At 73.0% G+C, this 25,740-nt stretch carries 24 protein-coding genes, 1 tRNA gene and 1 other RNA gene; 15 read left to right on the forward strand and 11 right to left on the reverse strand.

The genetic code is table 11. From position 1 onward, the window contains the following. Positions 1–150 precede the first annotated feature (150 nt). The 4 genes from OG982_RS13540 to ffs form a co-directional block, all read right to left on the reverse strand. Positions 151–1,764, reverse strand: coding sequence for a hypothetical protein (locus tag OG982_RS13540; RefSeq protein ID WP_266787040.1), 1,614 nt, complete (start codon positions 1,762–1,764; stop codon positions 151–153). 299 nt (positions 1,765–2,063) lie between these two features. Beyond that, positions 2,064–3,317 carry a phosphoribosylamine--glycine ligase gene (purD, locus tag OG982_RS13545; RefSeq protein ID WP_266787038.1) on the reverse strand — a complete coding sequence of 418 codons (1,254 nt, stop codon included), beginning with the start codon at positions 3,315–3,317 and terminating at the stop codon, positions 2,064–2,066. A 60-nt stretch (positions 3,318–3,377) separates the two neighbouring features. Further along, entirely contained in the window at positions 3,378–5,627 is a 2,250-nt protein-coding gene (locus OG982_RS13550) for a DNA polymerase III subunit gamma and tau (RefSeq protein WP_266948590.1), read from the reverse strand. 98 nt (positions 5,628–5,725) lie between these two features. Continuing rightward, positions 5,726–5,824, reverse strand: an RNA gene (ffs, locus tag OG982_RS13555) — signal recognition particle sRNA small type. Between the two features lie 108 nt (positions 5,825–5,932). Between ffs and OG982_RS13560 the strand changes: the two genes are divergently transcribed. Next, positions 5,933–6,020 (forward strand) — tRNA-Ser (locus tag OG982_RS13560). A 72-nt stretch (positions 6,021–6,092) separates the two neighbouring features. Here OG982_RS13560 and OG982_RS13565 read toward each other — a convergent pair. Next, the gene (locus OG982_RS13565) at positions 6,093–6,971 is read right to left on the reverse strand and encodes an RNA polymerase sigma-70 factor (RefSeq protein ID WP_266787034.1); all 879 of its coding nucleotides are present in this window, start codon (positions 6,969–6,971) and stop codon (positions 6,093–6,095) included. A 377-nt stretch (positions 6,972–7,348) separates the two neighbouring features. Between OG982_RS13565 and OG982_RS13570 the strand changes: the two genes are divergently transcribed. Continuing rightward, a complete protein-coding gene (locus OG982_RS13570; RefSeq protein WP_266948591.1) occupies positions 7,349–8,023 on the forward strand; it encodes an NPCBM/NEW2 domain-containing protein in 675 nt (224 codons plus the stop codon). A gap of 50 nt (positions 8,024–8,073) precedes the next feature. Beyond that, positions 8,074–8,472, forward strand: coding sequence for a molybdopterin-binding protein (locus tag OG982_RS13575; RefSeq protein WP_266787030.1), 399 nt, complete (start codon positions 8,074–8,076; stop codon positions 8,470–8,472). Positions 8,473–8,523: 51 nt separating this feature from the next. Here the strand turns inward: OG982_RS13575 and OG982_RS13580 are convergent, their stop codons facing one another. Then, positions 8,524–9,972, reverse strand: coding sequence for a PucR family transcriptional regulator (locus OG982_RS13580; protein WP_266948593.1), 1,449 nt, complete (start codon positions 9,970–9,972; stop codon positions 8,524–8,526). Between the two features lie 225 nt (positions 9,973–10,197). Here OG982_RS13580 and OG982_RS13585 point away from each other — a divergent pair, with 225 nt between their 5' ends. From OG982_RS13585 to OG982_RS13595, 3 genes are all read left to right on the forward strand, one after another. Further along, positions 10,198–11,025: a xanthine dehydrogenase family protein subunit M gene (locus OG982_RS13585; protein ID WP_266948594.1), complete on the forward strand. Its 828-nt coding sequence runs from the start codon at positions 10,198–10,200 to the stop codon at positions 11,023–11,025. After that, positions 11,022–13,805: a molybdopterin-dependent oxidoreductase gene (locus OG982_RS13590; protein WP_266948595.1), complete on the forward strand. Its 2,784-nt coding sequence runs from the start codon at positions 11,022–11,024 to the stop codon at positions 13,803–13,805. The genes OG982_RS13585 and OG982_RS13590 overlap by 4 nt, the downstream gene beginning before the upstream one ends. An 80-nt stretch (positions 13,806–13,885) precedes the next feature. Then, positions 13,886–14,332, forward strand: a complete 447-nt coding sequence (locus tag OG982_RS13595) for a molybdopterin-dependent oxidoreductase (RefSeq protein ID WP_266787023.1) — start codon at positions 13,886–13,888, stop codon at positions 14,330–14,332. 59 nt (positions 14,333–14,391) lie between these two features. Here the strand turns inward: OG982_RS13595 and OG982_RS13600 are convergent, their stop codons facing one another. Then, the gene (locus OG982_RS13600; protein ID WP_266787021.1) at positions 14,392–14,811 is read right to left on the reverse strand and encodes a molybdopterin-binding protein; all 420 of its coding nucleotides are present in this window, start codon (positions 14,809–14,811) and stop codon (positions 14,392–14,394) included. A gap of 934 nt (positions 14,812–15,745) precedes the next feature. Between OG982_RS13600 and OG982_RS13605 the strand changes: the two genes are divergently transcribed. Next, positions 15,746–16,180 carry a hypothetical protein gene (locus OG982_RS13605; RefSeq protein ID WP_266948596.1) on the forward strand — a complete coding sequence of 145 codons (435 nt, stop codon included), beginning with the start codon at positions 15,746–15,748 and terminating at the stop codon, positions 16,178–16,180. A gap of 72 nt (positions 16,181–16,252) precedes the next feature. Here OG982_RS13605 and OG982_RS13610 read toward each other — a convergent pair whose 3' ends face one another. Next, entirely contained in the window at positions 16,253–17,077 is an 825-nt protein-coding gene (locus OG982_RS13610) for a VOC family protein (RefSeq protein ID WP_266948597.1), read from the reverse strand. Between the two features lie 103 nt (positions 17,078–17,180). Between OG982_RS13610 and OG982_RS13615 the strand changes: the two genes are divergently transcribed. Both OG982_RS13615 and OG982_RS13620 read left to right on the forward strand, forming a co-directional pair. Further along, positions 17,181–17,777 (forward strand): HhH-GPD-type base excision DNA repair protein, encoded by a 597-nt coding sequence (locus OG982_RS13615; protein ID WP_266787015.1) that lies wholly within the window; start codon positions 17,181–17,183, stop codon positions 17,775–17,777. Positions 17,778–17,852: 75 nt separating this feature from the next. Then, positions 17,853–18,350, forward strand: coding sequence for a cupin domain-containing protein (locus OG982_RS13620; protein WP_266948599.1), 498 nt, complete (start codon positions 17,853–17,855; stop codon positions 18,348–18,350). Here the strand turns inward: OG982_RS13620 and opcA are convergent. Both opcA and OG982_RS13630 read right to left on the reverse strand, forming a co-directional pair. Beyond that, on the reverse strand, positions 18,299–19,231 hold the full coding sequence (gene opcA, locus OG982_RS13625; RefSeq protein ID WP_266787011.1) for a glucose-6-phosphate dehydrogenase assembly protein OpcA: 933 nt from the start codon (positions 19,229–19,231) through the stop codon (positions 18,299–18,301). The genes OG982_RS13620 and opcA overlap by 52 nt on opposite strands. 86 nt (positions 19,232–19,317) lie before the next feature. Then, complete coding sequence (locus tag OG982_RS13630) at positions 19,318–20,898, reverse strand: helicase HerA-like domain-containing protein (RefSeq protein ID WP_266948600.1); 1,581 nt, start codon at positions 20,896–20,898, stop codon at positions 19,318–19,320. An 87-nt stretch (positions 20,899–20,985) separates the two neighbouring features. On the opposite strand from OG982_RS13630, the gene OG982_RS13635 reads away from it, so the two are divergent. Further along, positions 20,986–21,285 carry a type II toxin-antitoxin system VapB family antitoxin gene (locus tag OG982_RS13635; RefSeq protein ID WP_266787007.1) on the forward strand — a complete coding sequence of 100 codons (300 nt, stop codon included), beginning with the start codon at positions 20,986–20,988 and terminating at the stop codon, positions 21,283–21,285. A 79-nt stretch (positions 21,286–21,364) separates the two neighbouring features. Then, a complete protein-coding gene (locus OG982_RS13640; protein ID WP_266787005.1) occupies positions 21,365–22,039 on the forward strand; it encodes a LytR C-terminal domain-containing protein in 675 nt (224 codons plus the stop codon). Between the two features lie 99 nt (positions 22,040–22,138). On the opposite strand, the gene upp is transcribed toward OG982_RS13640, so the two are convergent. Continuing rightward, a complete protein-coding gene (gene upp, locus OG982_RS13645; RefSeq protein WP_266787003.1) occupies positions 22,139–22,774 on the reverse strand; it encodes a uracil phosphoribosyltransferase in 636 nt (211 codons plus the stop codon). A 249-nt stretch (positions 22,775–23,023) separates the two neighbouring features. Here upp and OG982_RS13650 point away from each other — a divergent pair, with 249 nt between their 5' ends. From OG982_RS13650 to tadA, 4 genes are all read left to right on the forward strand, one after another. Beyond that, positions 23,024–23,956 carry a universal stress protein gene (locus OG982_RS13650; protein ID WP_266948602.1) on the forward strand — a complete coding sequence of 311 codons (933 nt, stop codon included), beginning with the start codon at positions 23,024–23,026 and terminating at the stop codon, positions 23,954–23,956. A 126-nt stretch (positions 23,957–24,082) separates the two neighbouring features. Beyond that, positions 24,083–24,277 (forward strand): hypothetical protein, encoded by a 195-nt coding sequence (locus OG982_RS13655; protein ID WP_266787001.1) that lies wholly within the window; start codon positions 24,083–24,085, stop codon positions 24,275–24,277. A gap of 348 nt (positions 24,278–24,625) precedes the next feature. After that, positions 24,626–25,174, forward strand: a complete 549-nt coding sequence (locus OG982_RS13660) for a hypothetical protein (RefSeq protein WP_266786999.1) — start codon at positions 24,626–24,628, stop codon at positions 25,172–25,174. Next, a complete protein-coding gene (tadA, locus tag OG982_RS13665; protein ID WP_266786997.1) occupies positions 25,174–25,716 on the forward strand; it encodes a tRNA adenosine(34) deaminase TadA in 543 nt (180 codons plus the stop codon). Before OG982_RS13660 ends, tadA begins: the two co-directional genes overlap by 1 nt. Positions 25,717–25,740 lie beyond the last annotated feature (24 nt).

Genomic DNA, 25,740 nt, shown 5'->3' on the forward strand with positions numbered 1-25,740 from the left:
GACCGGTCCCAGCACATCACATAACGCACGCACTCCGTCACTGTTCGCCATATCCGGCCGCGCCTGCGAGGGGGGAGCACGGGTTCGGGGCCGGGGCCTGCCCGGCGCCGGAGCGCGCCGCGGCGGGACTCGCACCAGGGCGCGGCCGGTTCACACCAGCCGGACCGGCTTCTCCGGGCGGACTCCGACCTCCGCGAGCCAGCCCCGCAGGGGTTCGGGATCCCCGTCCTCGACGAGGCACAGCACGCGCGGCGCCAGGTCGGAGCGCCGGTCGCCGGAGATCAGCAGCACCGGTCCGTCCAGCCAGTCCAGCCCCGGCGCGGCGCCGGCCGAGTCGACGGCCGCGCAGCACACCAGCGCCGTCACGTGGTCGGCCAGCAGATCCCGCGCGCTGCGCGGCGCCTGGAGCGGGACCAGCGGCACGGCGTGCGCGTCGGCGGCCTTCCCGGGCCCGCCGGCCCGGTCCTCCCGGGCCAGGTCGCCGCTGAGCCGCCCGGCCAGCGCCTCGCCGGCCGCGCCCTCGCCGCCCGCGTCGGTCAGATACCCGAGCACCCGCTCCAGCGTCGGCCCCAGCGGGCCCTCGGCCGGTCCGGGCGGGACGGCGAGCGCGTCGAGGGCGGCATGCAGCCGGGCCGCCTCCGTGCGCCACTTGCGGTCGACGACCTCTTCCGGATACGCCGCCCAGTCGACCGGGGACCAGTCCGGCCCGGCCTCGGCCGGACCGCCGTGGAACAGCCGCGCGGCGAGCAGCGAGGCCGCCTCGTCGATCACGCCGGGCTGCTCCAGCAGGTCGCAGGCGGGCCGCTCGCCCAGCCGTGAGGTGAACCCGTCGGCCAGCCGGTCGCGCCGGGACAGCTCGGTCAGCGCCGAGACCACGCCCGCGTCGAGGCGGGCCGGCCAGCGGCCCATCCGCCAGGCGGGCAGCGCCACCCGGGTCAGCAGCCGGTCCCAGCCCGCGTAGGCCAGTCCGACCTGCTCCTGGGCCAGGATCCGCAGCCCGTAGTCCACATCCTGTGCACGCGCCGAGGCGGCCGCGGCCACCCCGCGCTCCATCTCGGCGGCGTCCTCCCGGCACAGCCGCAGCAGCAGCCGCGCCGGCCCGGCGATCCAGCCCATGCCCCGCCGGTTGCCCACGTCCACGGCGGCGTCGAGCCCCCGTACGAAGCCCCGCGCGTCGGCTATGTCCGGGTGCGCGGAGGGGCCCGTGCCCGCGACGACCGGGGCGAGCACCGCCCGAAGCTCCGCGACCCGCATCCACCACAGGAACGGGGAGCCGATCACCAGCACCGGGGCCGCACCCTGCGCGGTCTCGGGACCGGGGGATATGCCGCCACCCCGGCGCCGGTGCGCCGCGTGCGTACGGTCCTCCAGCCAGCTGTCGCAGTCCGGGGTCAGGGCTATCGCGGAGGGCGCGGGCACGTCCATCCGGTCGGCGAGATCCCGTACGAGCCGGTAGAGGTCGGGCGCGGCGGTCTCCGACAGCGGCACCGTCGGCGTCACGGCGGGGCTCGCCCGCAGCACCACGGCGGCGAAGACCCCTCCGACCAGCAGCACCACGGCGGCGACCGCGCACATGACGAGGGTCACCACGGGCCAGGGCTCACCGAGGAGCCGGCCCGTCATCCGGGCGGCCACGAGCACCACCGCGACGGCGGCGGGCAGCACGAGGACGGCCAGCGCCCTGCTGCGGACCCGCAGCACGGCGAGGGCCCTGGAGCGCGCGGACGGCGCGCCCACTTCCACGATCGAACCGGTTCCGGACACGGCCGGACCTCACCCCCTCTGCCCTGCGGCGGTTTCGCTCACTCCCCCACTGTGACACCCGCCACTGACATCGCAATGCCGGTGGGCCATGTGCCGGAATGCTTGCGCCGCACCCTAGTTGGGGGCGGGGCGGGCGTCAGGCAGACCGGGTGACGATCACCCGATGGAATGGCTTTGGGTAAAGGTGGGTGCGTTCGAACGCGCCCGGATGCAGTCGTACGCGGGCATGCGCGCGGGCCCGGGCGCATGGTGTGCGCGCCGGGCCCGCGGGGTCCGTCGATCCGCAGTTCAGCGGCGGGTCAGCGGCCTTCGGCCGCCTTCGCGGCGATGTCCGTGCGGTGCTGCGAGCCGTCCAGCCGGATCCGGCCGACGGCCTTATACGCCCGCTCGCGGGCCTGCGCCAGATCGGCACCCGTCGCCGTCACCGACAGCACGCGGCCACCCGCGCTGACGACCGCGTCGCCCTCGTGGCGGGTGCCGGCGTGCAGGACGTACGCCTCGGGCGCGTCCTCGGCGGCCACCTCGGCCAGGCCCTCGATCGGGTCCCCGGTGCGCGGGGTGTCGGGGTAGTTGTGCGAGGCGATGACCACCGTGACGGCCGCGTCGTCGCGCCAGTTGAGCGGGGGCTCGGTGTCCAGGGTGCCGTTGGCGGCGTGCAGCAGCACCCGCGCGAGCGGGGTGCGCAGCCGGGCCAGGACGACCTGGGTCTCCGGGTCGCCGAAGCGGGCGTTGAACTCGATGACGCGGACGCCGCGCGAGGTGATCGCGAGACCGGCGTAGAGCAGGCCGGAGAACGGGGTGCCGCGGCGGCGGAGCTCGTCCACCGTCGGCTGCAGGACGCTCGCCATGACCTCGTCGACCAGCTTCGGGTCGGCCCAGGGCAGCGGGGAGTAGGCGCCCATTCCGCCCGTGTTGGGGCCCTCGTCGCCGTCGAGCGCGCGCTTGAAGTCCTGCGCGGGCTGGAGCGGCAGCACGGTGACGCCGTCGGTGATGGCGAAGAGGGAGACCTCGGGACCGTCGAGGAACTCCTCGATGACGACCCGGTCGCAGGCGAGCGCGTGCGCGCGGGCGGCGGCCAGGTCCTCGGTGACCACGACGCCCTTGCCGGCGGCGAGACCGTCGTCCTTGACGACGTACGGGGCGCCGAAGGCGTCGAGGGCCTCGTCCACCTCTTCCGGGGTGGTGCAGACGTAGCTGCGCGCGGTCGGGACCCCGGCCGCGGCCATCACGTCCTTGGCGAACGCCTTGGAGCCCTCCAATTGCGCCGCCTCGGCGGACGGGCCGAAGGCGGGGATGCCGGCCGCGCGGACGGCGTCGGCGACGCCCGCGACCAGCGGGGCCTCCGGGCCGACGACGACCAGGCCGACACCGAGTTCGGTGGCGAGACGGGCGACGGCGTCACCGTCGAGGGCGTCGACCGGGCGGAGCTCGGCCACCTCGGCGATGCCGGCGTTGCCGGGAGCGCAGTACAGCGCGGAGACGTCGGAGTCGAGGGACAGAGAGCGGCACAGGGCATGTTCGCGGGCGCCGCCGCCGATGACGAGGACCTTCACGGCATGAAGGGTAGCCCGCGCTGCGGATTCCCTTTCGTGCGGCCACCCAATGAGACGGCCCTACTCGTTCGTATATTCCTCTACAACCGTGGCCCCGAGCTCCCGCACGATGAGGTCGTGTCCGGTGAGCGCGCTCTCGACCAGATCCGGATCGTCCTCTTCCGGTACGTCGTCCTCGGGCGCGACCGGCGGCGGTGCCTGCTGTACGGGGGGCTGCTGCGCGGAAGCGGACTGCTGATGCTGCTGCGGCGGCTGGTACGAGGGCTGCTGCGGGGCGGGTGCCTGCCGGTCCGGGGCCGCGGGGGCCGACTGGGCCGTCGGCGGCGGGTTGTAGGCGGGCGCGGGCGGCGCCGCGTAGGAGCCCTGGGGCGCGGACTGGGCGCCGCCCCCGCCGCCTGCGCCGACCACGGCGTCGATCTTCCAGTTGACCTGGAACTGCTCCGCCAGGACCGCCTTGAGGACGTCCTCGCTGCCGCTGCTCGCGAAGTTGTCGCGGGCTCCGACGTTGGGGAAGCCGAGCTGGAGGGTCGTCCCGTCGAAGCCGGTGACCTGGGCGTTCTGGCTGAGCAGGATCCAGGTGAAGCGACGGCGGTTCTTGACGGCCTCCAGCACGCCGGGCCACATCGCCTGGACCTGGCCCGCGCCGGCGGCCATGCCGGGGGACGGCGCGGCGGGGGCAGGCGCCGCGGAGGCGGCGGCCGCCGCCGGCGCGGGAGCGGGGGCCGGGGCGGCGGGGGCACCGCTGCCGGGCGCGGTCGCGCTCGGCCAGGCACCGGCAGCGGGGCCGGCGGCGGGGCCGGCGGCGGCTGCCGCTCCCGGCCAGGCGCCGGGGGCGCCGGACCCGGGCTTCGCGGCGCCGGGCCAGGCGCCGGGGGCGGGCGCGGCGGGGGCGACCGGAGCGGGGGCCGAGGCTGCGGGGGCAGCGGCAGGGGCAGAGGCAGCGGCCGGGGCAGGCTGAGCGGGAGCGGGAGCGGGCACCGGCTCGGGCGCGGCCGGAGCCGACTCCTCCGGCCCCGGACCTCGTACGGCGGCCCGCGCCGCCGCGACACCGCCACCGGGACCGGCGGGCGCCATGCCGTGCGCCTCGGGCCCCGGCACGTACCCCATGGCGGGCGCGCCGGCGTGCGGCGCGGCCATCCCGGCGGCGGCCATGCCACCGCGCTCCAGGCGGTCGAGCCGCGCCTGGAAGGACCGCTCGTCGTCGAAGGCGGCGGGCAGCAGCACGCGGGCGCAGATCAGCTCCAGCTGCAGCCGGGGCGAGGTGGCGCCGCGCATCTCCGTAAGCCCCGTGTTGACCAGGTCGGCGGCGCGGCTCAGCTCGGCGGCCCCGAACACCGAGGCCTGGGCCTGCATCCGCTCCACGACATCGGCGGGGGCGTCGATCAGCCCCTTCTCCCCGGCGTCGGGCACGGCGGCCAGGATCACCAGGTCGCGCAGCCGCTCCAGCAGGTCGGCGACGAAGCGGCGGGGGTCGTTGCCGCCCTCGACGACGCGGTCGACGACCTCGAACGCGGCGGCCCCGTCCCCGGCGGCGAAGGCGTCGATCACCGAATCCAGCAACGACCCGTCGGTGTAGCCCAGCAGCGAGGTCGCCATGGCATACGTCACACCCTGGTCGGCGGCGCCGGCGAGCAGCTGGTCCATGACGGACATCGAGTCACGCACCGACCCGGCCCCGGCCCGTACGACGAGGGGCAGCACGCCGTCCTCGACGGTCGCCCCCTCGCGCCCGCAGACGTCGCCGAGGTACTCCCGCAGGGTGCCGGGCGGCACGAGCCGGAAGGGGTAGTGGTGGGTCCGGGACCGGATGGTCCCGATGACCTTCTCCGGCTCCGTCGTCGCGAAGATGAACTTGAGGTGTTCCGGCGGCTCCTCGACCACCTTCAGCAGGGCGTTGAAGCCCGCCGAGGTGACCATGTGCGCCTCGTCGATGATGTAGATCTTGTACCGGCTGGAGGCGGGCCCGAAGAAGGCCTTTTCCCGCAGGTCACGGGCATCGTCCACACCACCGTGCGAGGCGGCGTCGATCTCGATGACGTCGATCGATCCAGGGCCGTTGCGGGCCAGGTCACGGCAGGACTGGCACTCCCCGCAGGGCGTGGGCGTGGGACCTTGCTCACAGTTCAGGCAGCGCGCCAGGATGCGCGCGCTGGTGGTCTTGCCGCAGCCTCGCGGACCGCTGAACAGGTACGCGTGATTGACCCGGTTGTTCCGCAGGGCCTGCATCAGGGGGACAGTGACATGCTCCTGCCCGATGACCTCGGCGAACGACTCGGGGCGATAGCGGCGGTACAGCGCAAGGGACGACACGTCTACGAGGTTATCCGGGCCCACCGACAACAGCGGCCCGCCGACCCCGCGGGATCCCCTCGGGACCCACCTCGGACCGACCCGGGAACCGCCCCGGAACGCAAAGCGCCCCCCACGCACCCGCCAGAGCCCACTTACCCTTGCTGCCTTCCGGCCCTGGGGGAGTTGGGTGAGATAGCGCCACGTGAGGGGCTGGGCCCCACCCTAGCGGATGAAAGCCCCCGGAATCGAGCCGGGCCTCCCCGGGATCCCCCGCCGACGATCACGTTCGCGAGCACCCCTCAACGTCTTGTATTGTTTGCGGCGGAGGATTCGCCTAGTGGCCTAGGGCGCACGCTTGGAAAGCGTGTTGGGGGCAACCCCTCACGAGTTCGAATCTCGTATCCTCCGCCAGTGCCTCACCGGGCACGTTGTAGAAGGGCCCCGCTGCTTGCAGCGGGGCCCTTCTACGTTCTCCGGCCCGGGTCAAGGGGCCAGGCCCTGGAGCTTGTCCGGGTTGACCTGGATGCGGAGGTTGAGCATCCGGCCGTCTTCGAGGTCGAAGGTCACGGCGCCGACCGGTCGGCCCGCCAAGCGGTACACGAGGCCGAGTTCGCCGTTGATGACGGCCGGGGTGACGGTGGCGGTGGCCGCGTCGAACTTCGCCACGACGCCCAGCAGCCAGCGGGCCACGTTGTTCTGACCGTGGACGGGCTTGCGGGCGGCGCTGACCTTGCCGCCGCCGTCGGACCAGACGGTGACCTCGGGGGCGAGCAGTTCCATGACGGCGTTCAGGTCCCCGCCCGCGCAGGCGCTCATGAACCGGGCGGTGATCTCCTCGCGCCGTTCGCGGTCGGTGTCGAAGCGGGGGCGGCGGGCCTGGACGTGGTTGCGGGCGCGGTGGGCGATCTGCCGGACCGAGGCCTCGGAGCGGTCGAGGGCGTCGGCGATCTCGGCGTGGGAGTAGCCGAAGACCTCGCGCAGGACGAAGACGGCGCGTTCCAGGGGGGTCAGGGTTTCCAGGACGACCAGCATGGCGGTCGAGACGCTTTCTGCCAGTTCTCTTTCCTCCGCGATGTCGGGTGAGGTCAGCAGGGGCTCGGGCAGCCACGGACCGACGTACTCCTCGCGCGTGGCCCGGGCGGAGGTGAGGCGGTTCAGGGACAGGTTCGTCACGGTGCGCACGAGGTAGGCCCGGGGGTTGCGGACCTCGGAGCGGTCCGCCTTGTGCCAGGCCAGCCAGGCGTCCTGGACGATGTCCTCGGCGTCGGTGACCGTGCCCAGCATCCGGTAGGCGGTGGCGAACAGGAGCCGGCGGTGCTCCGTGAAGGGGTCGTCCTGCGCTGCGGACTCGCTCGTGATCATCGACGTATCGTCTCCAGGGGTTGAGGGGCGGGCAAGGCTCCCCCGCCACCACGGGCAGGGTGCGCGGCGCACGGCATGCCGGTATACGGCATGCCGGTGTACCCGGCTTCCGGGACTGCGGCGTGGTGCTCGCTCATGACTTCGCTCCCTTGACCGGCGACGACCGGCGACGACCGGCCGCCGGTGCGCGACACCGCCGGCTCGCGGTGTCGTCCACGGGACAATCGGGCAGCCCGGGACGTGACATCCCGGCCCGGTCGGACCCGATCCGACCCCTTGCCACGCGCCGCGCGGCTCCAGTTGAATGCCCCGACACCCGGGTGATCCGTACGTCTGAGGGGGAAACGACGATGTCCACGGGAGCCGGTTTACCGCCGATGCCGCCCCAGCCGCCGGCGGGCCCGCCGGCGGCGCCCGCGCCCCCGGCCAGGGGGCGCAGCGCGGAGACGGCGGCCCTCGTCACCGCCGCGACCGGCGTCGTCGGGCTGCTGCTCGGCTTCTTCGGGATCCCGTCGTTCGTCGCGCCTCCCACCGCGCCCAGCGCGACCAGGACGGTCACCGCGACGGCCACGGCCACGGCCACGGTCACCGCCACCGTGACCGCCGCCCCGGCGAGCGGCGGCGCCCCGAGCCCCGGCGCCGGCGCCAGTCCCGGGGCCGGCCCCGGCGCCGGCGCCACCGCCAATGAGGTGCCGCTCGGGGACCTCCGGCCCTACCTGGGCGCCATGGAGCCCGGTTCCGTCGTGATGGGCGGCAAGCGGTTCGACAACGCGCTGCACACGACCTGCCACGACGCCCAATACAGCATCAACGAGCGCTACAAGCGCCTCACGGTCACCGTCGGCCTGGACGACGACGCGGTGGCGCACAAGCCGTCCGTGGTCTTCACGGGCGACGGCAAGGGCCTCAAGACCGTGGCCGCCGAGATCAACCGGCCCCGGGAAGTGACGATCGACGTCACCGGGGTGGCGATCCTGCGGATCTCGATGGAGGGCGTCAACTGCCTCGACGGCCACGTCTCGCTCGGCGATCCCGTCCTGCACCGCGACTAGCGGCAACCGGCGCGGGGAGGTCCGCGGAAGGCGACCGCTAGGCTGCGCGCGTGCCCTCGTACTCGATCGGGCAGGCCGCGGGCCTGCTGGGCGTGAGCCCCGAAACCGTCCGCCGCTGGGCCGATGCCGGGCGGCTGCCCGCACGGCGCGTCGCCGACGGGGCCCGGGCCGTGGACGGCGTGGCCCTCGCCGCCTTCGCCAAGGAGCGCGCGGCGGGGCTGCACCCGGTCCCGGACACCGCCGCCGCCACCTCGGTACGCAACGCCTTCGCCGGGATCGTCACCTCGGTCCGGCTCGACGAGGTGGCCGCGCAGGTGGAGATCCAGTCGGGGCCGCACCGCGTGGTGTCGGTGGTGACGCGGGAGTCGGTGGAGGAACTCGGCATCGCGGTCGGCGTCAGCGTCACGGCCCGCGTGAAGTCCACGGAAGTCCACATCGACGTCCCGTGACCCCGGCTCCCGTTAGGTCCGCCTGCCAGGCGGCCGGCCGCCTGGCAGGGCCTAGAGGCAGCGCAGTGCCGCGTACAGGTCCAGCTTGTGTTCCAGGCGGGACAGGTCGCGGCCCGTGAGGGTCTCCACCCGCTCGATCCGGTAGTGCACGGTGTTCACGTGCAGGTGCAGCGCCTCCGCCGTGCGCGTCCACGAGCAGTTGTGGGCGAGGAAGACCTCAAGCGTCTCCCGCAGCATCCCGTCCCCGAGCGCGCCCAGCGTCCGCGTCCCGAAGACCGACCGGACCTCCGTCGGCACCCCCGCCAGCAGCTCCGCGAGGGTGTCCAGCTGCTCGACCCCGCGCACCGGAACCTCGGGGTCCGTCGCCGTCAGGGCGAACCTGGCCTGGGTGAGCGACGCGCGTAGCCCGTCGAGCCCGGACGCCGGCGAGCCCACGCCCAGCCGCGGTGCGGCGTCCGGGTCGCACGCCTGGAGCAGCGGCCACACCGCGCGCAGCCGGCCCGTCACGTCGCTCTGCGCGGCCGGGTCCTCGTACAGCAGGGCGGCCGCGTCCCCGACCGCGCACGGCACCTCTCCCAGGTGCCCCAGCGCCTCCGCCAGGGCGTCGCCCGAGGTGGCGACCAGCAGCCGGTACGGCCCGCCCGACGGCAGCCCGGCCGCGCCGAGGGCCTCCTCCAGCGCTCCCGGATCCGCCGGGCCCTCCCCCGACAGCATCCCGATCAGCTCCTGCCCCGCCGCCCGGGCGGCGGCCACCCGGCGCGCCTGCCCGTCGCGGTACTGGGCGAACACCTCGGCGATCTCGTGGAGCACCCGCGGCGGCGCCGCGTCCGCGTCCGGAACGTGCAGGTGCCAGGCGTCGTACGGCGAGCTCTCGGCCTCGATGCGCAGCGAGACCCCGCCCCGCACCGAGCCGGCCCGCTGCGCCGGGATGACCGGCGCGGAGGGCGTACGGGCCACCGTGCGGCCGCTCGCGGTGAGCAGGTAGCACGCCACCCGGCCCAGGTGCGCGCAGGCGCGGTCCAGCAGCTCGGCCGGGCCCGCCCCGCCCTCCAGGAGCCGGCTCAGCTCGCCGCGCACGTTCTCGGGGAGGGCGAACAGCCGGGTCGGGCGGCGGATCAGGTCGCCCCACTGGCGCAGGTACACCGCCTCGGTGACGGCGCGGAAGCTGGTCCGCGCGGGCACGGCCACCAGCGGCACCCGGTAGGCGCGGCAGGCCGCCACCAGCTCGTCGGGGACCTTGCCATGGGTCTCCTCGCCGGCCAGCAGCGCGGTGGCCCCGGCCTGGGCGAGCGCGGAGACGAAACGGTCCGCCTTCGCGCGGTCGCCGTCCGCCCACCACACCAGGCCGCTCAGGACGAGCTCCCCGGGGCCCAGGAACCGGCCCGGCTCCTCCAGGTCGGTGGCCGTGACGCCGTTGACCTCCTGGCCGAGAAGGTCCTCATCGCCCCAGAGCAGGGTGAGGCCGAGGTTGTCGGACTGGAGCAGGTCGAGGACATGCATGGCAGGGACTCCTTGCGGTGGGTGACAACCCACATTCGCCAGGTGAATACGAGAAGACCCATCGTAAATGCAAGGGCAAGGGCGGACATGGGGCCTTGGTCGATCGTCCAGGGAGGACCCTCCGGAAGCCGCTTCTTTCCGTGTCCGGCAACAGTCGTCCCGGCCCCGGCCCCGTTGCTTCACTGGTTGAAACGGTCGGCCCACAGGACGGGAAGGTGGCGTGAATTGGATCTCAACACGGTGCTCGACGTACGCGACGCGCGCCGCCGCGAACCCTGGCGTCCCGGCGACGCCTGGCTCGGCGGCGGCACGTACCTCTTCTCCGAGCCGCAGCCGCACATCCGCCGCCTGATCGACCTGTCCGGGATGGGCTGGCCGCCGCTGGCCTGGCAGCCCGACGGCTCCCTCGACATCGCCGCCACCTGCACCATCACCGAGCTGTCCCGGTTCGGCCGGAAGCTGCCCGCCACCGCGGCCCCGCTCATCGAGCAGTGCTGCCGGGCCTTCCTGGCCAGCTTCAAGATCTGGAACATGGCGACCGTCGGCGGCAACCTCTGCAACGGCCTCCCCGCCGGCCCGATGGTCTCCCTCACCGCCGCTCTGGACGGCACCTGCCTGCTCCAGGGCCAGGACGGCTCCACCCGCCGCCTGCCCGTCACCGACTTCGTCCTCGGCGCGGGCGTCAAGGACCTGCGCGAGGGCGACCTGCTGCGCTCCGTCCGCATCCCCGCCCGCGCCCTGGCCTGCCGTACGGCCTTCCGGCAGGCCTCGCTCTACGGACTCGGGCGCTCCGGCGCGCTGATCATCGGCGCCTGCGATCCCCAGGACGGCTCCTTCGCGCTGACCGTCTCCGCCGCCACGACCCGCCCCTTCCGCTTCTGGTTCGCCCTGCCGCCCACCGCCGCCGAGCTGCGCGCGGTGATCGACGACACCGTCCGGCCCGGCGAGTGGTACGACGACATCCACGGACTGCCCGCCTGGCGGCGCCACATGGCCCTGCTCCTGGCTGAGGAGATCCGCCGCGAACTCACGCTGGAGGAGGTTGCCCGATGAGCTACGAGATCGAGATCAACAAGGAGCGTTTCGACACCGAGCCCCGGGCCGGCCAGTGCCTGCGCACCTACCTGCGCGAGCGCGGCTGGTTCGGTGTGAAGAAGGGCTGCGACCAGGGCGACTGCGGGGCCTGCACCGTCCACGTCGACGGGCAGCCGGTGCACAGCTGCCTCTACCCCGCCGTCCGCGCCGAGGGCCGCTCCGTCACCACCGTCGAGGGCCTCGCCAAGGAGGGCGGCGAACTCCACCCCGCCCAGCAGCAGTTCCTCGACGCCCAGGGCTTCCAGTGCGGATTCTGCACGGCCGGGTTCCTGATGACCACCGCCGCGCTCCAGGCGGAGCGGGGCACCGCCCACGACGACGGCAAGCTCGACGACCTCCCGCGCGCCTTCAAGGGCAACATCTGCCGCTGTACGGGCTACCGCGCCATCGAGGACGCCGTCCGCGGGGTCAAGCACACCGAGCGCCCCGAGGCCGGCCAGGCCGTCGGCAAGTCGCTCGGCGCCCCCGCCGGGCCCCTCGTCGTCACCGGCACCGCCCGCTACACCTTCGACGTCGAGGTGCCCGGGCTCCTCCACATGAAGCTGCTTCGCTCCCCGCACCCGCACGCCCGCATCGTCGACATCGACACCAGGGACGCGCTCCAGGTCCCGGGCGTGCACGCCGTCCTCACCCACCACGACGCCCCCGACCGGCTGTACTCGTCCGCCCGCCACGAGCACCCCACCGAGGACCCGATGGACACCCGTGTCCTGGACGACGTGGTCCGCTTCGTCGGCCAGCGCGTGGCGGCCGTCGTCGCCGACAGCGAGCAGGCGGCCGAGGAGGGCTGCCGCCGCGTGGTGGTCACGTACGAGGAACTCCCGTACGTCATCGACCCGGAGGAGGCGATGCTGCCGGGCGCGCCCGTCCTCCACCCCAAGGGCCCCGAGTCGGGCATCTTCCGCGCCGAGAACAACGTGTGCGGCGAGGTGCACGGCACGATCGGCGACATGGAGCAGGGCTACGCGCAGGCGGACGTCGTCTACGAGGAGACCTTCCAGACCCAGCGCGTGCAGCACGCCAGCCTGGAGACCCACGGCAGCGTCGCGTACTTCGAACCCAAGGAGGAGGGCGAGGGCGAGCGCGTCACCGTCCGCTCCTCCACCCAGGCCCCGTTCCTGACCCGGCGGGCGCTGTGCGCGCTCTACGACCTGAACGAGGACGAGGTCCGCGTCGTCGCGGGCCGCGTGGGCGGCGGGTTCGGCGGCAAGCAGGAGATGCTGACCGAGGACATCGTGGTCCTCGCCGCCCTGAAGCTGCGGCGCCCGGTGAAACTCGAATTCACCCGGGCCGAGCAGTTCTACGGTGCCACCACCCGCCACCCGTTCAAGATCACGATCAAGGTCGGCGCCAAGGCCGACGGCACCCTCACCGCGCTGCGCATCCGCGTGCTCTCCAATACCGGCGCCTACGGCAACCACGGCCCGGCGGTCATGTTCCACAGCGTCGGCGAGTCCTTCGCCGTCTACAAAGCGCCGAACAAGGAGGTCGAGGCGTACTCGGTCTACACCAACGGCGTGCCGGCCGGCGCCTTCCGCGGCTACGGCCTCGGCCAGGTCCTCTTCGCCCTCGAATCGGTGATGGACGAGCTCGCCGTCAAGCTCGGCATGGACCCGCTCGTGCTGCGCGAGAAGAACGTCATCGGCGCTGGCGACCACATGGTGACCCCGATCGGCCACGAGGAGGACCTGTTCATCGCCTCGTACGGGATGAAGCAGTGCATGGACGTCGTCCGCAAGGCCATCGCAGAGGACCGCAGCCACGAGGACGTTCCCGAGGGCTGGCTCACCGGGACGGGATCGGCCGTCGCCATGATCGCGACCGGCCCGCCGGGCGGCCACTTCGCCGACGCCCGGGTCAGCCTGCTGCGCGACGGCACGTACGACATCGCGGTCGGCACGGCGGAGTTCGGCAACGGCACCACCACCGTCCACAAACAGATCACCGCAGGCGCGCTGAACACCACGGTCGACCGGATCGCGGTCCGCCAGTCGGACACCGACGTCGTCCGCCACGACACCGGCGCCTTCGGCTCCGCCGGCACGGTGGTGGCGGGCAAGGCGGTGCTGCTGGCGGCCAACTCGCTCGCCGAGCGCCTGCAGACCTTCGCCGCCCGGCACACGGGCGTCGCCCGGCACCTGTGCAAGCTGGAGGCCGAGTCCTTCGACTGCGCGGGCCGGATCGTCACCCTGAAGGAGCTGTACGAGGCCGCGTACGACAAGGGCAAGCCGGAGGAGCTGGCGGCGGACGGCCACTGGGGCGGTTCACCGCGCTCGGTCGCCTTCAACGCCCAGTGGTTCCGGCTGGCGGTCGACCCGGACACGGGCGAGATGAGGATCCTGCGCAGCGTGCACGCGGCTGACGCGGGCAAGGTCATGAACCCGATGCAGTGCCGGGGCCAGGTGGAGGGCGGCGTGGCCCAGGCGCTGGGCGCGACCCTGTTCGAGACGGTACGGGTGGACGAGCGCGGCGAAGTGACCACGGCGGCCTTCCGGCGCTACCGGCTGCCGCAGTACGCGGACGTCCCGCGTACGGAGGTCCACTTCATGGAGACCTCGGACGCGATCGGGCCGCTCGGCGCCAAGTCCATGAGCGAGAGCCCCTTCAATCCGGTGGCGCCGGCCTTCGCCAATGCCCTGCGGGACGCGACGGGGGTCCGGTTCACGCAGATGCCGGTGACACGCGACGTGGTGTGGCAGAAGATCTCGCAGAATCTGCCAGGCGCGAGCACCACTTAGAGACACAGTTGCGGCTCACATCAAGCCATCGACCTTGCAGATGAGGTTCCGGAATGCGCAGTCCCGGGCATGACTTCCCCATGGCCAAACTCATGCTGCACGGAGACCTGGACCACCCGGCGACCCTGAGCGTCGCGGATCTGCGGGAATGGGCACAGCACCGGGCCGAGGTCACGTTCGACTGCGCGACGAACGGCCCGCAGCACCACGTGTTCGAGGGCCCGTTGCTCCGCGACGTCGTCGCGCACGCGGGCCCGGCCTTCGACCCGCGGCGCCGCAAGGACCGCAGCCGGTTCCTGATCGCGGTCAGCGGCGGGGACGGGCACCACACGGTGATCTCCTGGGCCGAGCTGGACGCCGACTTCGGCGACAGCCCGGTGCTGCTGGCGACCCGCCTCGACGGGGAGGACCTCGACGAGGCGGGCAGCCAGCTGGTGGTCCCCTCGGACCGGTGCGGGGCGCGCTACGTCAGCGCGGTCACGCACGTGTGGTTCGGCGCGCTGTCCCCGCCGAGCCTGGGCCTGTAGCCGGGGCTGCCCTGTGCCGGGGCTGCCTTGTGGCCGGGGCTGGCCTGTGGCCGGGGCCCTCACACGGTCGCGAGCGACACCTCGGTCGACTTGATCAGCGCGACGACGGAGGAGCCGGCGGCCAGGCCGAGCGCCTCGACGGCGTCGTTGGTGATGGCGGCGGTCAGCCCGCCGCCGTTCACGTCGACCTTGACGGACGCCATGGCGCCGCCGGAGGCGATGTCGGCGACGGTGCCGGCGATCTGGTTGCGGATGCTGATCCCGTCGACGGCGGTGGTGGCGAGGGCCACCTCGGTGGCCTTGACCAGCGCCTTGACCGCAGTGCCCTCGGTGATGCCGAGGTCCTTGACGGCGTCGGTGGTGATGGCGGCGATGATGTCCTGGCCGCCCTCCAGCCGGACCTTGACCGTCGTCATCGCCTCACCGCTGGTGACGGCGGTGACGGTGCCGGCGATCTGGTTGCGGATGCTCAGGCTCATGAGTGGTTCGACCTCTTACCTAGGCGCGTGGTCCGGTCCGGAGGGACCGCACAAGATCGACCGCAAACACCCCCGCGCCGCCGCGCGTTCGCCCCCTCGCATCCGCCATCCGAATCCACCCGACCGGCTCGCCCCTGCGGTGGAACCGGGCCAACGCCCCGCTGCCGCGTACGCCACGAAGCCCGCCCGGGCCCGGGTCGTGCGTCAGGGGGTCCCGGCGAAGGGGGACCCCCTCGGGTTAGACCCTTCTTTTTGCTTCGCAGTACCGGGAGAAACAACCCGCCCTACCCCTCCAGCCTCCCCCGGCGGCGCGGCGAGGGGCTGGTCACTCACACGGGCAACTGCCCCAACTCGACTGGATTTCGGGATGGTTGCCGGGCATATGCTCGCCGCGACATCTCCAGAAACAGGACGGCCCCCGGCCGGGACAGCGAATCCCGATCGAGGGCCTGACCACGAGAAGGCAACAACTTCCCGATGGCTTCCCAGAACCCTAGCGCGCCCCCGCGCGCGGTGTACGGCGTTCAGCACGTCAACACCCGCCACACCCGCAACTTCACGGTGATCAGCAACGACCTGATCAGGCACCCGCACCTCTCGGCGAACGCCCGGATGCTCGGCGCGTACATCCAGTCGCTGCGCCCCGGCGCCCCGGTGGGCATCAAAGCCCTGGCCAAGCAGGTTCCGCTGGGGGAGAAGGCGATCAGCCGGGCCCTGCGGGACCTGGAGGCGCACGGCTACCTGAAGCGGGTGGTGGAGCAGCTCCCGAACGGACAGTTCGAATCAAGGGTCGGCCTCCGTTCCGGAGGCGGCCCGCGAGCCGGAGTCCGCGCCGGAGCCGGAGTTGGGGCCGCCGGCCTCCGAGCCCGGCCCGCATCCGGAATCCGGCCCCGGGACCTCTCCGTCACCCACAGCGGCAGCGGCGTCGGCATCGGTGCCGGTACCCCGCAACCGCGACAACCCCGCCCGCCGCGCGCTCGCCACCGAGATCCTCTCGGAACTCCGCCTCGCCGACCCCCGCCTCCTCCTCGGAGAACGGGACGTCCAACGCCTCGTCGGCGGCGTCGAGGCCTGGCTCGAACGCGGGGCCGCCCATCAGGCGGTGACCGGCGCGCTCTGCGGCAACCTCCCCGAGCCCCTGCGCAATCCGGCCGGTCTGCTCGCCCACCGCCTGTCGGCCCAGCTCCCGCCCGCCCTGGCGGCGCCGCACAGACGCCCGGCGTTCGTCCCGCCGGACCCGTTGCAGAACTGCCCGAAGTGCGACCGCGCCTTCCGCAGCCCCACCCCCGGCACCTGCACCGGCTGCACTACGCGACCCGGAGACGCCTCCGCTCGGCCGGCCGGTCCCCACCGTGGTCCGGGCACGTGACCACGAGATCGAGTGGTTACGCGCAGGGCCCCGGCGGGGCCACCGCAGGCGGCCGCACCGGGGCGCCCCCGGCTACGCGTCCTTCATCTGCGGCATCTCGCCCGATGTCGTCGACATGTCGATCACCGCGAACGCCGCGCCCTGCTGGTCCGTCAGCGCGGCGAACCGGCCGAAGGGGCTGTCCATCGGGCCGAAGTGGAGCTGGCCGCCCCGCTTCTGGGCCTTGGAGACCGCCTCGTCGCAGTCCGGGACGCCGAAGTAGACCTGGATGTACGGAGGGATCTCCGGCGGGAACTCCGGACCCATGTCCATCCGGCCCAGCACCGCGTTCTCCGGGCTCTTGCCGCCGAGGCTGAAGATCTTGAAGTCCATGTTGGCGCCCTCGGGGCTGTCGCCCATGTCCATCTGCTGCGCCTCGTACGGGAAGACCTTCGGAAGAAAGCCGTCCGCCTTCGCCACGTCCCGGGTGAAGAGCTCGGCCCACGCGAAGGCGCCCGGCTCGCCGACCTTCTCGAAGCCCTTGTGCTCGCCCGGCTGCCAGACGCCGAAGACCGCGCCGCTCGGCTCCTTCGCGATCACCATCGTGCCGAAGGTACCGACCTGCATCGGCTCCATCATCAGCTCGCCGCCCGCCGACTTGATCTTCTCGGCGGTGGCCGCCGCGTCGGGCGAGGCGAAGTACAGACACCACTGCGACGGGGCGTCGCCGCCCGGCATCGGCGGGACCACGGCCGCGACCGCCTTGCCGTCGGAGTAGGCCTGCGTGTAGTTGCCGTACTCGCTGGACGCCTCGCCGAAGGTCCAGCCCAGTACGTCCGCGTAGAAGCTCTTCGCGGCCTCCACATCGGCGAACATCGCGTCCGCCCAGCACGGGGCGCCTTCCGGGTACTCGGTCATGGTCGATCGACTCCTGTGTCGGGTCCGACGGCGTACCCGTCACACGCTAGGCGCGCGGTGCGCCGACCGCGCGCGGAACGCGCCCGCGCGAGAGGCTGGAGCCATGGACAAGGACATCACGATGCGGCTGGCGCAGCAGCCGGAGGCGGACGCGCTGCTGGCCCGCAGCCCGCTCGCGGCCCTCGTCGGCATGCTGCTCGACCAGCAGGTCCCGATGGAGTGGGCGTTCTCGGGGCCGTACACCATCGCCGAGCGGCTCGGGGCCGACGACCTCGACGCGCACGCGATCGCCGCCTACGACCCGGAGGCGTTCGCCGCGCTGCTCTCGCAGAAGCCGGCCGTGCACCGCTACCCCGGCTCGATGGCGAAGCGGATCCAGCAGCTGTGCGCGTACCTGGTGGAGCACTACGACGGCGACGCCGAGGCCGTCTGGAACGGCGTCGACACCGGCGCCGAACTGCTGCGGCGGCTCAAGGAGCTGCCCGGCTACGGGGAGCAGAAGGCGCAGATCTTCCTGGCCCTGCTCGGCAAGCGGTTCGGCGTCCGCCCCAAGGGCTGGCGGGAGGCCGCCGGGGGCTACGGCCCGGCCGACGTGTACCGCTCGGCAGCCGACATCACGGGGCCGGAATCCCTGGCCAAGGTGCGGGCGTACAAGCAGGAGCAGAAGGCCGCCGCAAAAGCGAAGACCACCTCCGGTTGAGCTGCGCCAAAGGCGAATTGACGGACCGTCGGACGCCATCGCCCATTGTCAGTGGGTGCGTCTAGGATCAAGATCATGAACGAGAACCTGGCTGGGAACCCCACCGAGAACCTCACCCGCGCGGCCACCGCCGAAGCCATCACCGACGGCCCGGGCAGCCTCATCACACTGCTCACCGACACCCCCGAACTCACCTGCAACACCGCGAGCTTCGAGATCGGCGCGGCGGGCGCCCCGGTGCACTTCCACACCAAGGCGACCGAGTTCTTCCACGTCACGGACGGGCAGCTCGACGTGCTCGTCGGGGACGAGATACACACCCTGTCCAAGGGCGACTTCATCACCGTCCCGCCGGGCGTCAAGCACGCCTTCGCGCCGGCGGCGGGCCACACCGCCGAGGTGTTCGTCGGGTTCACCCCGGGCATGGCCCGCTTCGACTACTACCGGCTCCTCGGCCGCGTCGCGGCGGGCGAGGGCACCGTCCAGGACATCATCGACAGCCAGCCCACCTACGACAACCACTACGCCGAGAGCGAGGCCTGGGCCGGGCGCCCGCGCAGCGCCGACGCGTAGCTCAGGTCCGCGTCCAGCCGCCGCAGCTCCTCAGCGAGCAGCTCGGCGGTGCTGCGGATCTTCAGCGCCACCGTACGGTCAGGGGCGCCCGGCAGGATCAGCGTGGCCAGGGCCCCGTCCGGGCGGTCCACCCGGATCTCCCCGGCCGTCGTGTCCAGCCGGACCCCGGTGATCACCGGGCCGTCGGTGGGCACCCGGTCGACCGGGACCGCGAGCCGGTCCTCCAGCCAGCGCGCCAGCAGCTCGGCGCTCGGGTTGCCGGCCTCGCTCTCCACACCGCCACCCGTCGGCGGGACGGGCTTCTGGTCCAGGGCGGCGGCCAGCAGCGCCCGCCACGGCGTCAGCCGGGTCCAGGCCAGGTCGGTGTCCCCGGGGGCGTAGGAGGCGGCCCGCTCGCCCAGCGCCGCGAGCGGGTCCACCGCGGCGTCGGCGTCCGTGATCCGGCGCTGCGCCAGCGCGCCCAGCGGGTCCCGCGCCGGGTCGGCGGGGGCGTCGGCCGGCCACCAGGCCACCACCGGGGCGTCCGGCACCAGCAGCGGGAGGACCACGGAACCGGCGTGCCCCGTGAGCTCCCCGTACAGGCGCAGCACCACGATCTCGCCGGAGCCGGCGTCGGAGCCGACGCGCAGCTCGGCGTCGAGCCGGTTGTGGCGGAGCTTGTGCGGGCCGCGCGAGCTGCGCTTGATCACCACGATGATCCGGCAGGGGTGCTCGCGGGAGGCCTCGGAGGCCGCGCGTACGGCGTCGTACGCGTTCTCCTCGTCGGTGGCGATGACCAGGGTCAGCACCAGCCCCATGGTGGGGCTGCCGACGGCCCGTCGGGCGGCGAGCAGCGCCCGGTCGATCTTGCTGGACGTGGTGTCGGTGAGTTCGGTCCGCATACCCCGAGTCTGTCAGCGTCTGCCCGGGAACGGGCACCCGGAGCGGAATACTCCGTCACACCCGGGCGGCCGCCCCGCCCCCGGCGTCACCGGCGCCGCTTCGCCGTCCCGAAGATCGAGCGCGAGATCTCCCGCCCCAGCTGCGTCCCGACGGACCTGGCCAGCGAGCGGAACAGCCCGCTGCCCACCACCTGCTGCGCCAGCGAGGGATCCGGCTTCGGGGCGCTCTTGGCGGCCTTCTCCGCCGCCTTGGCCTGCTTCTCGGCCTCCGCGGCGGCCGCCGCCGCCTCGGCCTGCGTCTCCGCGGCCGCCTGCTCGGCGCTGATCTTCTCGTACGCCGACTCCCGGTCGACCGGCTCGGCGTAACGCGAGTAGAGCAGCGAGGACTTCACGGCCTGCTCCAACGCCGTCGCCTCGATCGGCCCCATCAGCGACTGCGGGGCCCGCAGCCGGGTCGCCGCGACCGGGGTCGGGGCGCCGTTCTCGCTGAGTACGGTGATCACCGCCTCGCCCGTGCCCAGGCCGGTCAGCAGCTCCTCCAGGTCGTACGGGGAGTTCGGGAAGGTCTTCACCGTCGCCTTGAGCGCCTTCGCGTCGTCCGGGGTGAAGGCCCGCAGCGCGTGCTGCACCCGGTTGCCGAGCTGGGCCAGCACGTCCGCCGGTACGTCCTTCGGGACCTGGGTCACGAAGAAGATCCCCACCGCCTTGGAACGGATCAGCCGCACGATCTGCGTGATGGACTCCAGGAACGCCTTCGAGGCGCCGTTGAACAGCAGGTGCGCCTCGTCGAAGAAGAAGACCAGCTTCGGCCGCTCCACGTCGCCGACCTCAGGCAGGTCCGCGTACAGATCGGCCAGCAGCCACATCAGGAACGTGGAGAACAGCTGCGGCTTGTCCTGCACGGCCGGGAGTTCCAGTACGGAGACCAGCCCGCGCCCGTCCGCCGCCGTCCGCAGGAACTCGCTCGTGTCGAACTCGGGCTCCCCGAAGAACTCCCCGGCGCCCTGCTGTTCGAACGCCGTCAGCGCCCGCAGGATCACCCCGGCCGTCACCGTGGACAGCCCGCCGATGCCCCTGAGCTCGGCTTTGCCCTGGTCGGAGACGAGGAAGGCGACGACCGCCCGGAGGTCCTTGAGGTCGATGAGCTCCAGGCCCTTGGAATCGGCGTAGTGGAAGATCAGGCCCAGCGACTGCTCCTGCGTCTGGTTGAGCTGGAGCACCTTCGACATCAGCACCGGGCCGAAACTCGTCACGGTGGCCCGCACCGGGATTCCGGTGCCGATCCCGCCCAGTGCGTAGAACTCGCTGGGACAGCCGGTGGCTTCCCAGTCCTGGGCCACCTCCCCGGCCCGCTGGGTGACCTTCTCGTTCGCCACGCCCGGCGCGCAGATCCCGGAGACGTCGCCCTTGACGTCCGCGAGGAAGACGGGGACGCCGGCCGCCGACAGCTGCTCGGCGATGAGCTGGAGGGTCTTGGTCTTGCCGGTGCCGGTGGCGCCCGCGACGAGGCCGTGGCGGTTGAGCATCGACAGCGGGATCCGGATCTGCAGATCGGGCCGGCAGGCGCCGTCCCAGAGCAGAGCGCCCAAGTCGAGGGCCGGTCCTGTGAAGGCGTACCCGGCGGCGATCTGGCCGGCCGGAGACGCGGGGTCGGTGCTCTCGCTCATGATCACTCCCGAATTAGCACTCCTTGTCACTTTTGCACCACCGGTGCGAGGCTGCGCCCGCGGGCACCGGCCCGGTAGGCTTTCCGTGTGATCTTCAAGCGCATCGGAAGCGGGCGGCCGTACCCCGACCACGGCAGGGAAACCACCCGGCAGTGGGCGGACGTAGCCCCGCGCCCGGTCCGGCTCGACCAGCTCGTGACGACCAAGGGCCAGCTGGACCTGGAGACGCTCCTCGCCGAGGACTCGACCTTCTACGGCGACCTCTTCGCGCACGTCGTGAAGTGGCAGGGCGACCTCTACCTGGAGGACGGGCTGCACCGCGCCGTGCGCGCCGCGCTGCAACAGCGCCAGGTGCTGCACGCACGTGTCCTGGAGATGGACTACTGATTGCGCCTTTCGGGTCTGCCTTACCCGATCAACAGATCATTTAGTAGGCATCGTTCCGGTACGGCACTACGCTGCGCCCATGAGCATGCTCACTCCCCCCGGCATGGGCGGAAAGTACCGCGTAACGGGAGCCGCCTACCCCCGCATGAGCCGTCCGCGGCGTCGCCGCCGGATCGTGCTCGCCCTGCTCGGATCGGTCCTCGCGCTCGCCCTGCTCGGTTACGGGGCACTGCAGCTCATCGACGTGTTCCGCGGCGACACCGCCAAGCGGAACACGGCCGCGGGCACCAAGGACTGTCCGACCAAGGCCGCCACCCCCAAGGCCGGCGCGGCGGCCGCGGCGAACGCGGCGGCGTCCGCGTCCCCCAGACCCGCGGTGGCGCTTCCCCAGCCCGCCCAGATCACGGTCAACGTCTACAACGCCACCCCGCGCGCGGGCCTCGCCAAGGCCGTCGGCGACGAACTCCGCAAACGCGGCTTCACCGTCGGCAACGTCGGCAACGCCCCCGCCGACTTCGACAAGAAGGTCCCCGGCACCGGGATACTGCTGGGCTCCCCGAAGACCGACAAGGCCGCCTTCTCGGTCCTCGGCACGCAGCTCGCGGGCACCACGCAGCAGACCGACACGCGCGAGACCGAGGACATCGACCTGATCCTCGGCGACTCCTTCAAGGAGCTCACCGCCAAGGCGGAGGCGGACAAGGCGCTGGCCCTGCTGGCCAACCCCGCGCCCGCGGCCGTCAAGAAGTGCTGACCGGTCCGTGAAGTCCGCGGACGGGTACGCGCCCAAGACCGCGTACCCGTCCGCCGAACGTGCCCGGGAAGTGCCCGGGGAGGTACCCCGGGACGCGTCCTATTCGGCCGAGCCGTACATGCGGTCGCCCGCGTCGCCCAGGCCCGGCACGATGTAGCCGTGCTCGTTGAGCCGCTCGTCCACGGCTGCCGTCACCACCGTCACCGGGGTGCCCGCCAGCTCGCGCTCCATGACCTCGACGCCCTCGGGCGCGGCCAGCAGCACCACGGCCGTGACGTCGTCGGCGCCGCGCTTGATGAGCTCGCGGATCGCCGCGACCAGCGTGCCGCCGGTGGCGAGCATCGGGTCGACCACGTACACCTGACGCCCGGAGAGGTCCTCCGGCATGCGCGTCGCGTACGTGGAGGCCTCCAGGGTCTCCTCGTTGCGGACCATGCCCAGGAAGCCCACCTCGGCGGTCGGCAGCAGCCGCACCATGCCGTCCAGCATGCCGAGACCGGCGCGCAGGATCGGCACGACGAGCGGGCGCGGGTGCGACAGCTTCACGCCCGTGGTCGGGCCGACCGGCGTGTCGATGTCGGCCTGCTCGGTGCGCACGTCACGGGTGGCCTCGTAGGCGAGCAGGGTCACCAGCTCGTCGGCGAGCCGACGGAAGGTGGGGGAGTCGGTGCGCTTGTCGCGCAGGGTGGTCAGTTTGTGCGCCACCAACGGGTGATCGACGACCTGCAAACGCACAACATCCTCCAAGACTCAAAGCTTCGGGTTTTCCACCTGCGACCTGCGCAAACGGCCGCAACACGCGACCCACGCCCAAAAGGCTACGCGGTGGCCGGACCCAAAGCGTCCGCACGGGTGGACGCGCCGGTGGACGCGCCGGCCGCCGCGCCGGGCGACGCGCCGGGCGACGCGCCGGTGGGCATACCGCGGGACGCGCCCCGGGCCGCCTGGGATGCGACCCCGCCCGATGGCCAGCACGCTGGATGGGTGAGCAACGGACTGGTGATCGCCGCCGTCGACGGATCCGAGCACAGCCTCCGGGCCCTGGAATGGGCCCGGGCCGCCGCACTGCGGCACGGAACGGGCCTGATGGTCGCCCATGTGCTCTCCGACAGCTCCCAGTTGTACGCGGGCCGCCGCTCCTCCCTGCACGACCCCTCCGAACCGGACGAATTCGCCGATCCGGTGTCCGACCATCTGCGGGCCCTCCTCGCGCGGGCCCCCGAACTGCCCGCGGACGTGCGCTACGAGTCCCTGGAGGGCTCCGTCCCCGAGGCGCTCCGGGTCATCGGCACCGAGGCCCGGATGCTGGTGATGGGCTCGCGGGGGCGCGGCGGGTTCGCCACGCTGCTGCTGGGCTCGAACAGCCGGGCCGTGGCCACCAGCGCGCCGTGCCCGGTGGTGGTGGTCCCGCACGAGGCGCGCAGCGCGGGGGCGTCCGAGGAGGCTTCGGCCGGGCGGGTGGTGCTCGGGCTGCACGCGGCCGAGACGCCCGACGACGTGCCGGTCTTCGCCTTCGAGGAAGCCGCCGCGCGGGGGACCGCTGTCCAGGTGGTCTCGGCGTACGCGATCCCGCCCTCGCCGGTGGCGCTGATCGACTCGCCCTTCGCCGTGATCACCCCGGAGGGGCTGGCGGACGGCGGGGAGGGGGTACCGGCCGAGCGGGAGATGCTGCGGTCCCAGACGGAGCGGCTGGCGCCGCTTCGGGCCAGGTTCCCGGACGTGCCGGTCGAGCAGGTCGCCGTACCGGGGGACGCGGCCGGGCGGCTCGTGGACGCGTCGCGGTCGGCGGCGCTGGTCGTGGTGGGCCGCCACCATCCGCGGGTGCGGTCCCTGCTGATCGGGTCGGTGGCGAACGCGGTGCTCCAGCACGCGCACGGCCCGGTGGCGGTCGTACCGCCGCTGAGCGATGACGACTGACCCGGGCGACGGGTCTGACCTGCGACGGGGTGGCATCAATCGCCCCATCGGGGGGAAGGTGGGGTGAGGGGGGACTGCTTCGCGCCGGCGGAGGAGGACGACCGGACCAGCCCGGGGTGGTGGCCGATGCCCGACGTGCACCCGACCGACGACAGCGAGGAACACCAGGCGCCGGAGACCCCGGCGCAGCGCAGGGCGCGGCGCGCGCAGTTCCTGCGGGACCTGATGGAGGCGCGCGAGCTCCGCGACCGCGTCCAGCCCCGGCGCGCCCGCGCGGCCCGGATGCGCCAGCAGATGCGCATGCGCACCTTCCGCTGGTAGCGGGTGCAACCGCCGCGCACAGCCCGCCCGGGGCGGCGCCGCGCCCCGCCGGGTGACCCTCGTACCGCCACACGCAGCAACCGGCACGCCGGGCGCCGAACCGGGTCCCGAGGGGCCGCGTCGACGGCGCGGCGGGGGCGTCCCGGGCCCGGCGGAGCAGGCCCCGCACGACCCGCGGAGCACACGGCACGGAACGACGCAGCGCGGAAGACCTCTCGCAAAGCCGCTGTTTCTGCCACGATGCCGATTGGGCGGGGCATGAACGGTGAGCACGACGGCCGTTCCACCCCCAACCTCCGGCCGGGGGGACCTCCAACCGGCACGCCTATGACCAGTGGGAGAGTCACGGTGTATTTCGCCGCACTGCTCGCGCGCACCGAAGACGGGTGGGAAGCGAGCGACATGGAACTCGACGATGTCGAGTCTCTGAGTGATCTGATCGATCTCGCCCGGTCCGCCGCTGTCGACGACGACACGGTGGTCGCCCTCATCGAGCAGGAGGACGCCTGGTTCGGCGTCGTCCGCGTGGACGGCGAGGAGGACCCGCGGTACTTCGTTTCGAACGCCTCGGCGGCCTCCCGCAGCTCCTACGGCTCGATGCTGACCGACGAGCTGCTGGGCAGCGACGAGGAGGACGACGAACTCGACGAGCTGGACCTGGACGGCACCGAGGACGGCGAGGAAGACACCATCGCCGCGTTCACGGACGAGGACGACGATGCGGACGGGGAGGTGGGGACCGGCGCCGAGCCGGTGCCGGCCGGTCCGCTCGGCGATCCCCGGCTGCTGGACGACCTCGGGGTGAGCCACAAACAACTGATGACCCTCGACGGGGACGCCCTCTCGGAGATCGCCGACTCGCTCGGCGCCACCGAGGTGCTGGAGGCCGTCCGCTAGTGACCGACCCGTACGCCCCCTCTACGCACGACCCCGGTCCCGAACCCGGCCGGGATCCCGCACGCGACCCCGGTGGCGTCGGCGATCCCGTCCGGGACCCGTGGCGGTCCTCCATGCGCCTGGCGCTCCGGGAGGCCGCCCGGGCGGTACCGGCCGGCGACGTGCCGGTCGGCGCCGTCGTGCTCGGCCCGGACGGGGAGCTCCTCGCCACCGGGTACAACGAGCGGGAGGCCTCCGGCGATCCCACGGCGCACGCCGAGGTGCTGGCGCTGCGCCGGGCGGCCGCCAAGCTCGGGGAATGGCGGCTTCCGGGGTGCACCCTGGTGGTCACCCTGGAGCCGTGCGTGATGTGCGCGGGCGCGCTCGTGCAGTCGCGGGTGGCCCGTGTCGTCTACGGGGCGGGGGACGAGAAGGCGGGCGCGGCGGGGTCACTGTGGGACCTCGTACGGGACCGCAGGCTCAACCACCGGCCCGAGGTGATCCGCGGGGTGCTCGCCGAGGAGTGCGCGCGGCAGCTCACGGACTTCTTCCGCGACCTCTGACGCGGCTCGGGGACACCGATTTCA

This window comes from Streptomyces sp. NBC_01551 (genome assembly GCF_026339935.1).
In the GTDB taxonomy this organism is placed as follows: domain Bacteria; phylum Actinomycetota; class Actinomycetes; order Streptomycetales; family Streptomycetaceae; genus Streptomyces.